The following is a 12,894-nucleotide window of genomic DNA, read 5'->3' as shown; positions in this document are numbered from 1 at the left end:
GCCGCTTATCCGCCAAGCCTTTCAATCCGGCGGGGTTTGGCCCTGGACCGTCCAAGAACGGTGTGACCACCCGGCACGCCCGGTTCATTTGCGAACCGAAGGAGAACCACCTTTCACGCAGCCCCGGGGATTTTGCGCGCGTTTCGCCAAACCGTCCGGGCACCGGCCCCATCTCGCCGGCAACGCTTTCCGGTGTATCCGTGATGGGACGACGTGAGTATGGCACGGGTTTTCAGACCGGGGATTTGCGGGGATGAATTGGGGAGAAGTCCTGCGTAAAGTCCCGAAATTGTTGCATTCCAGCAAACCAATTATCCCCCGCCGTGCGAGGCAGAGATACGCATGCGGCCACTGCGACATTCGATAAGCATCACGTTGGAGAGTGCTGCGATCATCGCGTCCCGGACGAAGATCTTCACTGTTACGCGACCGAAATCATCTCGCAAGCCGGCGTCCTGCTTTTTGACCGGGTTACGTAGGAGACGATGGGGCCGAATGGATGACGCCCTTCGCGACGACCATCCATGCGGCTCGTCTTGGCACCATGCCCGTCACGAATCCATCGGAAACAACGGAGCACCGGCTGCGATCCTCGCTCCGGCAAGTTCTGGCCGCTGACCGTCATCTGCCGCTTCCAATCCCAGCTTTCGCAGCAGCTCCGCGCCAGTGAGGGGCATGAACGGAGTGAGTGCTTCGGCGATGATCTGCAGCGTCCAGGCGACGCTGTAGAGGCTGCCGTTGAGGCGGATAACAGCCGCCTGCCGTTCATCCTCCGTCCGGGCTGCCGCCACCGCCTTTGCATGCGCCCATGGCTGCTGATCGGCGACATATTTGTTGGCCGCGGCCACCAGTTTCCAGATCGCATCCAGCGCGCGGTCGAAGGCATAGGCATTGAGATGGGCGGTGACGACTTCCTCAAGGCTGTGGGCCTGGCGGATCAGCGTGTCGTTTTCGGCAAATTCCTGCGAAGGCTGTGACAGGATGCCGCCGCAGGAACGCTCGATCATGCTCAGCGTGCGGTGAACGAGGTTTCCGAGTTGTCCCGCCAGTTCGGATTTGTAGGCAGTTTCAAAACGTTCGATCGAAAAATCGCCGTCTTCCGTGGTGCGGATATGGCGGAGCAGAAAATAGCGCAGGGCATCCGCCCCGAAGCGCCTCGCATGGACGGTGGGATCGACGGCGTTTCCGAGCGACTTGCTGATCTTGCGGCCTTCCGTCGTCAGATAGCCGTGAACGAGGATGCGGGTGGGCAAAGGCAGGCCGGCCGAGAGCAGAATGGCTGGCCAGTAGACCGCGTGAAACCGGGTAATGCCCTTGCCGATGACATGTTCACGGGCCTTGGCATTTGTCCAATACTGCGAAAGCAGCGTCTCATCCGTGCCATAGCCAAGGGCGGTGATGTAGTTGGCGAGCGCATCGAACCAGACATAGATCACCTGGCCGGGATCGCCCGGAACCGGGATGCCCCAGCCGCGCGCCCGCTCTGCGGTGCGCGAAATGCTGAAGTCCTCCAGGCCGCGCTCGATCAGGGCGGAAATCTCGTTCTGTCTCGCATGCGGCACGACCCGGATCGCTCCCTGCCGGTAAAGATCGCGCAGCCGGTCTGTGTATTTCGACAGCCGGAAGAACCAATTCTCTTCCTCGATTTCTTCCAGCGGCGCATCATGTTCGGGGCAGCGGCCATCCACCAGTTCGTCCGGCTTGTAGAATTGTTCGCAGCCGACGCAGTAAAGACCGGTATAGGAGCGCTTGTAGATATCCCCACTATCGCAACAGGCCTGCCAGAGTTTCGTGACCCCCGGGGTGTGGCGGGGATCGACGCTGGTGCGGATGAAATCATCGTAGGAGAGATCGAGGCTTTCCGGCAGAGCCTGGAACCGGGCGGCATTGCGTGCGACGAGATCGGCGACCGGCTCTCCTGCCCCTTCGGCCGCGCGAACATTCTTGATGCTGTTCTCATCGGTTCCGGCCAGCAGCCGGACATCATCTCCCCGCTCTCGATAAAACCGGGCGAGCGTATCGGCATGGATCACCTCGAGCGCAAACCCCAGATGTGGAGCGGCATTGACGAACGGGATGGCGGTGGTGACGTAGCGCACCGGTGCGGATTTGGCGGGCTGGATCATGGGCGGAACTCCTCTGGATGGTCTGGGGAGGCGGTTCCACAAAAAAAGCCGCCTCGGATGAAGCGGCTTGGGCGTCTGGCGAAAATTATCTCAGATCACGCAAAAGGGTCCGCTTCTCGGATGGAGAGCGGCATCATCATGCAGGAAAGAGCGTTGATCGGCAGACTGGTCATGCGGCCAGATAAAACAGACAGGGCCTGTATGTCAATCCGGCCGGTCAGATGGCATCGATTACCGGAAGGAGACTTCGAGGTTTTGCCGGTCCTGGGCGATCACCTGGCACCGCGTCTCGAACCCCTCGCCCTTGATCGACAGGAGAAATTCGGTGGGGATGCCGGCGGAGTTGGACACGGTAAGACCGGCGCTGTCGCTGCCGAGCGATTTGACGGTGCAGTCGATGGTCGAGCGGCGGTCGTTGAAAACGATCGATCCTGCCTTCAGGACGCGCCGCCGTGTGCCAACCGCCTGATCCGCCTGCAGCGAACTCCAGGAAACACAGCGGTTGCGGCCCGTATGCTTGGCCTTGTACATGGCCGCGTCCGCCTGGGCGAGCAGCGTCTCGATATCCTTGCCGATGATCGACAGCGCCGAAACACCGAAGCTTGCGGTGACGTTGAGCTTATGGTCCCCGGCCCTGACAGTTTGCGCGGCGATTAGCGCCCTCACCTTTTCGGCAACCGCCAGCGCCCCTTCCCGGTCCACATGCGGCAGCAGGATGGCAAACTCTTCGCCGCCGAGACGGCCCAGCAGATCGCCCGCCCTCAGCGCGCCCTTGCAGGTCGCTGCAACGTTCTTCAGAACCTCGTCACCCGCTGCGTGACCATGCGTGTCATTGACCGACTTGAAATCATCGACATCGAGGACGATGCAGGCGATGTCATGCTGGTGGCGCAGCGCCAGCGAGATCAGCTGATCCGCTTCCTGCTTGAAGGCGCGCCGGGTCAGCGCCTCGGTCAGGCTATCGGTCGCTGCAGACTGCAACAGGGTAATACGGTCCATCGAGACACCGGCGAGCCCGGTCAGGATGGTCAGATCGCGATTGCCGAACGACCGCGGCCGCCGATCGATGGCGCAGACTGTGCCGATCACATGCCCAGCCCTGGTGCGCAAGGGTACGCCTGCGTAAAAGCGGATATGGCTTTCGCCGGTGACGGCCGGATGCTCCGAAAACCGCGAGTCCTTCGTGGCATCCTGGACGACGATAGGTTCTTCGATATCAATGACATAGCGGCAGAACGTGTCTTCGCGCGGCACCTCTTCGGCGGCAAGGCCCATGCAGGATTTGTACCATTGCCGGTGGGCGTCGATCAGCGAGACGATGCCGATCTCGACGGAGAAAATCTCCCTGATCAGGCCCACAATACGGTCCAGGCCTTCATCGCGGGGCGTATCGAGAAGATCGAAGGCTTCCAGCGCCGCCAGCCGGTCGATTTCCCGCTGGATCGTCTCAGCGGATGATTTTCCGAATGCGCGTACAGCCGCCATGAGCACTTCTCTCCTTGCGCCGGCGCATCCAGATGCGCTCCACAATTCCTCAAAGACCTGACTACAGTCCCGATGCTACGGCGGCAATTCGTAAAAAGTTGCCATTGAATTCTGTTGGATTGTTCACAATACCGGGCATGTGACTGGCAAAAGGCGGGTAGCTGCGGGCATTTTTGCTGCCCGCAGCCGTGCTCTCAAGGCCTGCCAGCTTCCTTCGCTCTTTCAGAAAATTTCACTGACGGTGTCGAATCCGGACCTGACCGTTCGTCATTGCAGGTAATGTTCACGCAAACAGGAGGAAAGCTCATGCAAAAGATCACGCCGTTTCTCTGGTTCGACAACAATCTCGACGAGGCAATCGCCTTCTATCTCTCCATTTTCAAGCAGGCGACGGTGACCTATCAGCACAAGGGGCCGGACGGCAAAACGTTTACGGCCGCCTTCGAACTGGAAGGCCAGGCATTCATGGCGCTGAATGGCGGGCCGCATTACCAGCTGACCCCAGCCGTCTCCTTCTTCGTCGCCTGCGCCGACCAGGCGGAGGTCGATCATTACTGGGAGAGGTTGCTGGACGGCGGACAGGCACAGCAATGCGGCTGGCTCACCGACCGTTTCGGCGTCACCTGGCAGATTATTCCGGATGCCTTGATGCGGCTGATGAGCGATCCGGACCCGGCCAGAGCCGGACGGGTGCGTGACGCGATGATGCGGATGGTCAAGATCGATGTGGCGGGTCTGGAGAAAGCCGCCGCCGGCTGAACCAGCCTACCCTTCCAGATCATCCTTCAACCTGCCGAGCAGGCCAACGGCATGGGCGGCGTAGGGACCGATCCAGCGGTCATGGATATCCTTGATCGGCAAGGCGTTGAGATAGTTCCAGCGCTCGCGCCCCTCGCGCTTGACGATGACCAGATCCGCCGCCTCCAGAACCTTGAGGTGCTGCATCACCGTGCAGCGGTCAAGGGCGGGAAAGCGTGCACAAAGATCGCCTGTCGTTTGCGGCTGATCTTTCAAGATATCCAGCATGGCCCGGCGGCTGGAGGCGGCCAAAGCCTTGAAGATTTTGTCGTTTTTCTCGTCGATTGACATGTTGTTTTTTTATAACATAATAAGAGTCGGAGCAAGTATAAAGGCAGGAGGAAAAAACATGGAGCTAAAATTCAGGGTCGCCGGACGCATCGCCAAGCCGGTCTCGGAGGTTTTCGAGGCGGTGGTCAATCCGGCACAGCTGTCGCGCTATTTTACCACCGGCGGCGCCAAGGGCAGACTTGAAACGGGAGCCACCGTCACCTGGGATTTCCACGATTTTCCTGGCGCCTTCCCGGTCAAGGTCATCGAGGTGATGAAAGACCAGAAGATCGTCTTCCAATGGGTTGCCTATGAAGGACCGGGCTCAGACACACCCAAATACGACACCACCGTCACCATGCTGTTCGAGCCCACCGACGATGGCCGCACACTGGTGACGATTGCCGAGGAAGGCTGGCGCCAGACGCCGGGCGGGCTGAAAGGCTCCTACGGCAATTGCGAGGGCTGGACCGGCGCGCTCTGCGCCATGAAGGCCTGGCTGGAGCACGGCATCAACCTGCGGGAAGGCTTCTACAAGTAATCCAGCAATGGGCGTGGCGGCTCAATTCCTCGGGAACCGCCGCGCCTGCCATTGGCTTTTTGGAACCGAGCCGCCGACCGCGAAACTGAACGCAGTGATGCCGTCGGCTTCCGCGTTGACGGTGCATTTGAAATCGACATCGATCCAGCCCTGCGCGGTCTTATAGGCAGCGCCATTGGCCGTCATCACCTGGCCTGCGATGGGCGAACCATTGCGCGGATCGAAGAACAGCCCCTGCGGGACGGTATCCTCCCGGGTGCGGCGCACCTGCTCCAGCGTCTCGATCATGCACATCTGCACGATCCGCCGATCCCGTGGCAGCTTCCCGAGCGCCTGACGGACACGCGGATCGGACAACGTATCGGCGGAATAGAGTTCCTTTGCACGCTTCAACTCGGCGGGCGGACGGCTGGGTCTTTTGTCAGCGCCATCAGCCGACGCCAGCTTCTGCGGATCGGACACGGCGGCATCCACCGGCCGGTCTTGCGGCTTGACCTGCGGGATCGGTACCCTCTCGATCAGGGCTTCGCCTTCGTTGAGCAGCGGGTTGGCATTGGCCGCCTCGGGCAGATCGAGCTCCGGCAGCTTGGCAGCGGCCGCCGTCTCGGCAGGCGTATCCAAGGGCTTGCGCAATTGCGGCTCAATCTCGTCCGGCGCCTGCTCGCTCGTAAGTGGAGCCGCGCGCTCGGCGCGTGGTTCGAGCTCGGCTTGTTTTTCCGGTTCCGAAGGACGGTCGCCACCTGCTTCTTCCCCCCCCTCCCTGGCGGCCGATTCCAAGGCTTGCGGCTGTGCTGCAGCTTTCTCTGCTTCGGCCTTCTGGACTTCCGTTTTCCCGGCTGGAGCCTTCTGCGCATCCGCCTGCCCTGCCGCAGGTTTGTCTGCTGCCTGTGGCTCAGCTTTTTCCGCCGGTTTCTCCTCGGCCTTATCTACCGGTTTTTCCACCGGCTTGACCTCTTCCGCTGGCTCCGGTTTCGGTTCCGGTTTCGTCTCCGGTTCAGGTTTCTTCTCAGGCTCCGGCTTTTTTTCAGGTTCCGGCTTCTTCTCAGGCTCCGGTTTCTTCTCCGGTTCGGGCACCATCTCGACCTTGACCACTTCCTGCTCTTCAGGCTGTGGCGGTATCACCGGCATATCGAAGATCAGAAACGCAGCGGCAACGACATGGAGGGCGGCGGAAGCAAGCAGCCCCGCCTTGAATGTGCCCCACCATTTTTCCGAATTCTGCTGCATGGATGGTGATTAGAACCGGATACTGACCGGATCGTGACCGGCGGGAAATGGGGACAGGCAGACCAGGGGCGAGCCCCTTTCTTCCTAGCATGCGCGCAACGCTGTTCCTAGCGTGGTGGATAAGCGTTCAAGCGTCCGTGATCACGAAGCGATCGGGGTAGAACGCCAGGTGATCGCGGATGACGGCGACGGCATCATACGGCGCTTCATACGACCAGACGGCATTCTCGAGCCTGGGGCCACCCTCGGTCATGCTGAAATAGGACGCATTCCCCTTGTAGGGGCAATAGGTGGCATGGTCCGTTCGCTGCAGCCGCGCCATGTCGACATCGGCACGGGGAATGTACTGCACCGCCGGGTAGGACGCCTCACGCAATGTCAGGGCATGGCGGCTGTCGGCAACGACGATATCGCCCAACCGGACAACGACACGGCCGGGATTGGGCGCGATGACAATAGGGTGATCCGGACCGGGTATTTTGGCAGGCTTGTCGAGCATGAAAAACTCCAAGCGTTTGAAGCGAGTTTTGCTCCCTTCACATTGGGCCGCAACGAGAAAGAATCAAGAGGATGCGGCCCCCCAAACGGATGCCCTGACCGGTTTAGCCCGCTCAGCCTGATTGCGCGCCTCTATCCAAGCGAACTGATCAGTTCCCGGTAGGCGGCTTCCGGGAATGCCTTCAATGTCTTGGTGCGCACATTACCACCCGTTCCGAGTGAAAGCGCAAACCGCGCCATCACCGCATCATCAGGCGCTTCACACACCGCCACCATATCGTGATCGCCCATGGTCAGATAGAACTCCCTGAACGAGCCCCCCATATCCTTCAGCAGCTTCTTTGCCGCGTCGAGACGCTTGGGCGACTCGCGCACGTTCTTGACACCCTGCTCTGTCCAGTTGATCAACACGATATACATGGTCATAGCACACCTCCCATACGGCACGACCTTGAAGATGGCGCCGCGATTGATGCCTCCGCCTCCCGCCTCATCGGACACACTATCCGGCAAAGCGGACAGCCGATCTCAGTCAACAGAACGCGTACGATGACAGCTCAGAAGTTTTAGCGATTACTAAATTATAGTCTCGGCGGCTCAAACAGACAAGGAAAGGCTGTGAGCGCGGAGGGGCGCACGCGGTAAACTCCGGCCGCCCAACGAAAAACCCGGCCAGTTTTCACTGACCGGGTTCCACTTGTTCAATCGAAAGGAGTTCGTTCTTAGCTGTCCAGGAACGAACGCAGCTTGCGCGAGCGGCTCGGGTGCTTCAGCTTGCGCAGCGCCTTGGCTTCGATCTGACGGATACGTTCGCGGGTAACCGAGAACTGCTGGCCGACTTCTTCGAGCGTGTGGTCGGTGTTCATGCCGATGCCGAAGCGCATGCGCAGGACACGTTCTTCGCGCGGCGTCAGCGAGGCGAGAACACGGGTCGTCGTTTCGCGCAGGTTCGCCTGGATGGCGGCGTCGATCGGCAGCAGCGCGTTCTTGTCCTCGATGAAATCGCCGAGGTGGCTATCTTCTTCGTCACCCACCGGAGTTTCGAGCGAGATCGGCTCCTTGGCGATCTTCAGGACCTTACGGACCTTTTCGAGCGGCATGGCGAGCTTCTCGGCCAGTTCTTCCGGGGTCGGCTCGCGGCCGATCTCGTGCAGCATCTGGCGCGACGTGCGGACGATCTTGTTGATCGTCTCGATCATGTGCACCGGAATACGGATCGTGCGGGCCTGGTCGGCGATCGAGCGGGTGATCGCCTGACGGATCCACCACGTCGCATAGGTCGAGAACTTGTAACCACGGCGGTATTCGAACTTGTCGACCGCCTTCATGAGGCCAATGTTGCCTTCCTGGATCAGATCGAGGAACTGCAGGCCGCGGTTGGTGTACTTCTTGGCGATCGAAATGACGAGGCGAAGGTTCGCTTCGACCATTTCCTTCTTCGCGATGCGGGCTTCGCGTTCGCCCTTCTGCACCATCGAAACGATGCGGCGGAATTCGAAGATCGAGATGCCGGTTTCCGTGGCCAGATTCTGGATCTCGCCGCGAATGTTGCGGATCATCGTGCCTTCGTTCTTGGCGAATTCCTTCCAGCCCTTGGCGGCCAGATTGGCGATCGACTTCATCCAGTTCGGATCGAGTTCGGCGCCGGAATACTGTTCCAGGAACGAGTCGCGCTTGACGCCATAGCTCTCGGCCAGACGCAACAGACGGCCTTCGTTCTGCATCAGGCGCTTGGAAATATCGTAGAGCTGCTCGACAAGGCTGTCGACGCGGTTCTGGTTGAGCGACAGCGACTTGACCGCCGTGATCAGCTCGTCCTTCAGCTCCTTGTAGCGGCGCTCCTGGGCAGGCGACAGTGTGCCGGTCGCAGCCAGGCGGGCTTCGACCTGCTGGTCCTGCAGCTTGCGCAGCTTCTTGTAGGTCTCGGCGATGATGTCGAGCGTTTCCATGACCTGCGGACGCAGTTCCGCTTCCATCGCGGCGAGCGAAAGGTTCGACTCGTCGTCGTCCTCTTCCTCTTCTTCCGGCGGCAGGCCTTCACCGCCGACATTGGTCACGTCGTCGTCACCAGCACGCGGCTTGCGGTTCTTTTCCTTTTCCTCGGCAGCCTTGCGGTCGGCCTCGATCTTCTCAGGACTTTGGAACTGCGGTGCAGCCTTGGCTTCCGGACCGGAATAGGTGGTTTCGAGATCGATGATCTCGCGCAGAAGCGTGTTACCTTCGTTGAGTTCGTCACGCCAGATGATGATGGCCTGGAACGTCAGCGGGCTCTCACAGAGACCGGCGATCATCGTTTCACGGCCAGCCTCGATGCGCTTGGCAATGGCGATTTCGCCCTCACGCGACAGAAGCTCCACCGAGCCCATTTCGCGCAGGTACATGCGCACCGGATCATCGGTGCGGTCGGTCGGTTCTTTCTTCTTGGCGGTCGCAAGAGCCGTGCCGCCCGAAGGGGCCAGTTCGCCGCCTTCGCTCTCGCCGTCGGAATCGCTATCCTCTTCCTCGGCGGCTGCGGTGCCCTCGTCGGCTTCCTCGTCCTCGACGACATTGATGCCCATTTCGCTGAGCATCGCCATGATGTCTTCGATCCGGTCGGGATCAACCTGATCGGACGGCAGAACCTCGTTCAGCTCGTCCATGGTCACATAGCCGCGCTTCTTGGCGGCCTTGATCATCTTCTTGACCGCGTCATCCGAGAGGTCAAGAAGCGGGCCGTCGGGTGCGCCTTCGCGTTCGGCTTCTGCTTCTTCGTTCTCTTTGACTTTGGTTGCCATTTATATCGTCGCTTTCCTTGGACAGCACTCAACGCGTGCGCGGTGCAAAACTTTTTCGTAGCTCGGGTGCGTCAATCGCTCCCACCGCGAATCATTACCCCTGACGTAACGGGATGATCTTTAATTCCTGATTAACCACGCCACTCACCGCAGTTAAACCGGCGAACTGCGACAGCAGCGCCGTTCTGGCATCACATGCATGATGGATCTGTCCGCCGTACCTATTTCACCCACTGTATTAGAAATGGTGATTCCCACAATTTTCGGTCCCGTCAAGCATTTCCGGTGAAAAACCGTTCAAATCGGCAAAAAAGACTGAATCTAGCAGAGTGCTTCAAAGATTCAGTTCCATGGCCGAAATGTAGGAACTGTTGATGGAAAGACAAGAGCCAAAGGAATCTCCGCTTGCAGATGAGGCCCGGCTTCAACCCTTCATGCTTTCCTCCCGCATCAAAAACTTCGCCCGTCGACCTTGGTGATCGTCAGGGTTTCGAGATCGACATCCGGCAGGCAGCGGACATTGACCGCCGTCATCGCGCCGGTCTTGCTCTCGCCCTCGGCATAGGGCGCAATTCCACAAGTGGCACAGAAATGATGCTGGATGACGTGCTTGTTGAACTGATAGGTGGATACCGCCGACTGCGGTGTCTGCAGCCTGAAATTTTCACGCGGCACGAAGGCGAGAAGACCGCCGCGGCGGCGGCACATCGAACAGTTGCAGTCCATCGCCTGCGTGATATCGGCCTCGACTTCAAAGGCGATGGCACCGCAATGGCAACTTCCAGAATAGATCATCAAACCCTCCCAAGCCTGCTGCTTGAGAGATGATGTTGCGGGTGGCAATGTCAAGGTCTTGCCTGCATCGCCACCCAAAAAGGCACACGTGCCAGGGCCGTGCGCGGCTAGCCCATCGCCGTGCCGGTGACCAGGATTTCTGTCCGGTTGGGCACCCGGCTATGAAGATCGATCACATCCTGATTGAGCATGCGCACACAGCCGGATGACACCGATTTGCCGATCGTCCACCATTCCGGCGATCCATGGATGCGGTAGATCGTGTCGACGCCGTCCTTGAAGATATAAAGAGCGCGAGCGCCCAGCGGATTTTTCAGGCCCGGGTCCATTCCGCCATTGGCAATGCTGTAGGGTTCGAGATCGGGGCGGCGCGCCACCATCTCGTCGGGCGGCGTCCAGCGCGGCCATTTGCGCTTGTACTGGATGACACCGCGGCCCGACCACTCGAAGCCCGCACGGCCAAGTCCGACGCCGTAACGCATCGCCTTGCCGTTTTCATAGGTGAGGTAGAGAAAATGATTGGCGGTATCGACGACCAACGTGCCGGGACGCTCGCCGGTCGTGTTGTCGACCCACTGGCGGCGGAAGCGCACTGGAATCTTCTGGTACGGAACAGCCGGCAGCGGAAACTGCTCCTCCGGCCGGGCGCTGTACATCTCGCTTTCGGCGGTCGGCAGCACGATGGGTTCGGCCTTGACCGGCACGGCGACGGGCTGTGCCGTGGTGGCGCAACCGGCAAGACCGAGCGCTGCAAAGGCGCCGCCCGCCTGAAGGAAGGTTCGGCGGGACACATTCAAATCAATCAATCGGGGAAACCTCATCTGCTTGTCCAAGGCCATGGGATTGCCATGCGCAAGCAGCCAATGGAACCCACTTAACGGAAACGTGAACAGGTTTTGATGGGGTGAGCGGACCTCCCCGGATGCCCTTAAGAACGGTGACGCCCACGCCCATCCGGCATGTCTCAAGCGGCCGCATGCGGCTTCCTGCGGGACGAAATTTACCTTTTGATAACCCTTCGGCCCTTTCATTAAGGACGCATTGAGCGCCTGCCAGACAGGCCCATTCCCCCTTAACGACGGAGATCAGATGTCCTTCAACCGGCATATCCTCGCCGCCCTGGCCCTAGCCAGCACCATCCTTCCAGCCCAGGCGCAGCCGGTGATGGTCAAGACTTTCGGCCACTGGGGTGTCTATTCCTACGCCGATAACGGCAAGACCGCCTGCTACGCGCTGACCATGCCACGCGACATGGAGCCGGCCGGGGTCAACCATGGCAACAACTTCCTGCTGGTCGCGCCAAAAGGTGCCGGCGGTTACATGCCGCAGGCCCAGATGGGATATACCCTGAAGGCCGGGTCCGAGGTCACGGTCAAGGTCGGCAACGACGTCTTTACCCTGACCCCGCGCGGAAACGTCGCATGGCCGATCCGCGAAACCCGCGACAACGCGCTGGTCGCCGCCATGAAGTCCGGAGCCACGCTGACGCTTCAGGCAACCTCCAGCCGCGGCACCGATACCCAATACGCCTTTTCGCTTGATGGCATCACGGCCGCGCTGAAAAGGGCAAGTGCATGCCAATGAACAGGCTACCGACGGCAGATACAGTCAGGGGCCGGAGACGGGACAGATGAAGGCTGCCATCGTGTTTCTTGCCGCCTGTGCAGCGATGGCGCAGCCGGCAGTGGCAGCGACCACGCAGGTAGCGTCGGGCGACACCATCGCGGCGCCCGGCCGCAATACCGGCCGTGTGACGGGGCTGAAACTGCCGCGTTTCGTCTCGCTGAAGAGCGACAATGCGCGCATGCGCGTTGGCCCTTCCACCGATTATGCGGTGCGGTTCGTCTACATGGCCGCAGGCCTGCCGATGGAACTGATCGAGGAATGGGGCAACTGGCGGCTGGTGCGCGATCACGATGGATCATCCGGCTGGATGCACGCGGCCCTTCTGTCGGGCCAGCGTACCGCCATGATCGCACCATGGCTGAAGGAGGGCGCCAGCCTGCAGCGCAGCCCGGGCCAGTCCCCTAAGGTCACCGCCCTCATGCAACCGGGCGTGATTGTGACGATCATCGACTGTAGCGGCTCCTGGTGCCACGTCGCCATCCAGCGGCCACGGCTCAGCGGTTACGTCGCCCAGACGAAACTCTGGGGCGTCTACCCAAGGGAAGTCATAGAGTAGAACAGGCCCGCACTGGGTCAACGCGGTGCGGGAAAGCCCCTACCAGTCCATGACAACCTTTCCTGAGTTTCCGGAGCGCATCGCCTCGAAACCCTCGCGGAAATCGTCGATGCCGATGCGGTGGGTGATGATCGGCGACAGGTCGAGGCCGCCTTGCACGAAGGCAATCATCTTGTACCAGGTCTCGAACATTTCGCG

At 60.3% G+C, this 12,894-nt stretch carries 13 protein-coding genes and 1 pseudogene; 4 read left to right on the top strand and 10 right to left on the bottom strand.

The window, feature by feature from the left end; all coding sequences use genetic code 11:
* Nucleotides 1–551: 551 nt before the first annotated feature.
* Both metG and ASC96_RS20855 read right to left on the bottom strand, forming a co-directional pair.
* The gene (gene metG, locus ASC96_RS20860) at nucleotides 552–2,126 is read right to left on the bottom strand and encodes a methionine--tRNA ligase (RefSeq protein WP_060505040.1); all 1,575 of its coding nucleotides are present in this window, start codon (nucleotides 2,124–2,126) and stop codon (nucleotides 552–554) included.
* 231 nt (nucleotides 2,127–2,357) lie between these two features.
* A complete protein-coding gene (locus ASC96_RS20855) occupies nucleotides 2,358–3,611 on the bottom strand; it encodes a sensor domain-containing diguanylate cyclase (protein WP_060505039.1) in 1,254 nt (417 codons plus the stop codon).
* A gap of 306 nt (nucleotides 3,612–3,917) precedes the next feature.
* On the opposite strand from ASC96_RS20855, the gene ASC96_RS20850 reads away from it, so the two are divergent.
* Complete coding sequence (locus ASC96_RS20850) at nucleotides 3,918–4,370, top strand: VOC family protein (protein WP_060505038.1); 453 nt, start codon at nucleotides 3,918–3,920, stop codon at nucleotides 4,368–4,370.
* A 6-nt stretch (nucleotides 4,371–4,376) separates the two neighbouring features.
* Here ASC96_RS20850 and ASC96_RS20845 read toward each other — a convergent pair whose 3' ends face one another.
* Entirely contained in the window at nucleotides 4,377–4,700 is a 324-nt protein-coding gene (locus tag ASC96_RS20845) for a helix-turn-helix domain-containing protein (RefSeq protein WP_060505037.1), read from the bottom strand.
* Between the two features lie 58 nt (nucleotides 4,701–4,758).
* Here ASC96_RS20845 and ASC96_RS20840 point away from each other — a divergent pair, with 58 nt between their 5' ends.
* Nucleotides 4,759–5,220, top strand: coding sequence for an SRPBCC family protein (locus ASC96_RS20840; protein ID WP_060505036.1), 462 nt, complete (start codon nucleotides 4,759–4,761; stop codon nucleotides 5,218–5,220).
* 21 nt (nucleotides 5,221–5,241) lie between these two features.
* Here ASC96_RS20840 and ASC96_RS20835 read toward each other — a convergent pair whose 3' ends face one another.
* The 6 genes from ASC96_RS20835 to ASC96_RS20810 form a co-directional block, all read right to left on the bottom strand.
* On the bottom strand, nucleotides 5,242–6,447 hold the full coding sequence (locus ASC96_RS20835; protein WP_060505035.1) for a DUF930 domain-containing protein: 1,206 nt from the start codon (nucleotides 6,445–6,447) through the stop codon (nucleotides 5,242–5,244).
* A gap of 127 nt (nucleotides 6,448–6,574) precedes the next feature.
* Complete coding sequence (locus tag ASC96_RS20830) at nucleotides 6,575–6,946, bottom strand: DUF427 domain-containing protein (protein WP_060505043.1); 372 nt, start codon at nucleotides 6,944–6,946, stop codon at nucleotides 6,575–6,577.
* A gap of 131 nt (nucleotides 6,947–7,077) precedes the next feature.
* Nucleotides 7,078–7,371 carry a GYD domain-containing protein gene (locus ASC96_RS20825; RefSeq protein WP_060505034.1) on the bottom strand — a complete coding sequence of 98 codons (294 nt, stop codon included), beginning with the start codon at nucleotides 7,369–7,371 and terminating at the stop codon, nucleotides 7,078–7,080.
* Between the two features lie 296 nt (nucleotides 7,372–7,667).
* Nucleotides 7,668–9,719: an RNA polymerase sigma factor RpoD gene (gene rpoD, locus ASC96_RS20820; protein WP_060505033.1), complete on the bottom strand. Its 2,052-nt coding sequence runs from the start codon at nucleotides 9,717–9,719 to the stop codon at nucleotides 7,668–7,670.
* A 450-nt stretch (nucleotides 9,720–10,169) separates the two neighbouring features.
* The gene (locus ASC96_RS20815; protein ID WP_060505032.1) at nucleotides 10,170–10,514 is read right to left on the bottom strand and encodes a GFA family protein; all 345 of its coding nucleotides are present in this window, start codon (nucleotides 10,512–10,514) and stop codon (nucleotides 10,170–10,172) included.
* Between the two features lie 107 nt (nucleotides 10,515–10,621).
* Nucleotides 10,622–11,317 carry a L,D-transpeptidase gene (locus ASC96_RS20810; protein WP_200954916.1) on the bottom strand — a complete coding sequence of 232 codons (696 nt, stop codon included), beginning with the start codon at nucleotides 11,315–11,317 and terminating at the stop codon, nucleotides 10,622–10,624.
* A 286-nt stretch (nucleotides 11,318–11,603) separates the two neighbouring features.
* Between ASC96_RS20810 and ASC96_RS20805 the strand changes: the two genes are divergently transcribed.
* Complete coding sequence (locus tag ASC96_RS20805) at nucleotides 11,604–12,098, top strand: invasion associated locus B family protein (protein WP_060505031.1); 495 nt, start codon at nucleotides 11,604–11,606, stop codon at nucleotides 12,096–12,098.
* Between the two features lie 46 nt (nucleotides 12,099–12,144).
* Nucleotides 12,145–12,696 carry an SH3 domain-containing protein gene (locus tag ASC96_RS20800; RefSeq protein WP_244482242.1) on the top strand — a complete coding sequence of 184 codons (552 nt, stop codon included), beginning with the start codon at nucleotides 12,145–12,147 and terminating at the stop codon, nucleotides 12,694–12,696.
* A gap of 39 nt (nucleotides 12,697–12,735) precedes the next feature.
* Here the strand turns inward: ASC96_RS20800 and tdh are convergent.
* Nucleotides 12,736–12,894 (bottom strand): annotated as a pseudogene (tdh, locus tag ASC96_RS32915) (L-threonine 3-dehydrogenase); the annotation flags it as partial.

The sequence above is a fragment of the Rhizobium sp. Root1204 genome, from assembly GCF_001424965.1.
GTDB lineage: Bacteria > Pseudomonadota > Alphaproteobacteria > Rhizobiales > Rhizobiaceae > Pararhizobium.
The sequence above is the reverse complement of the archived record's forward strand: the minus strand, read 5'-3'. Positions and strand labels throughout refer to the sequence as shown.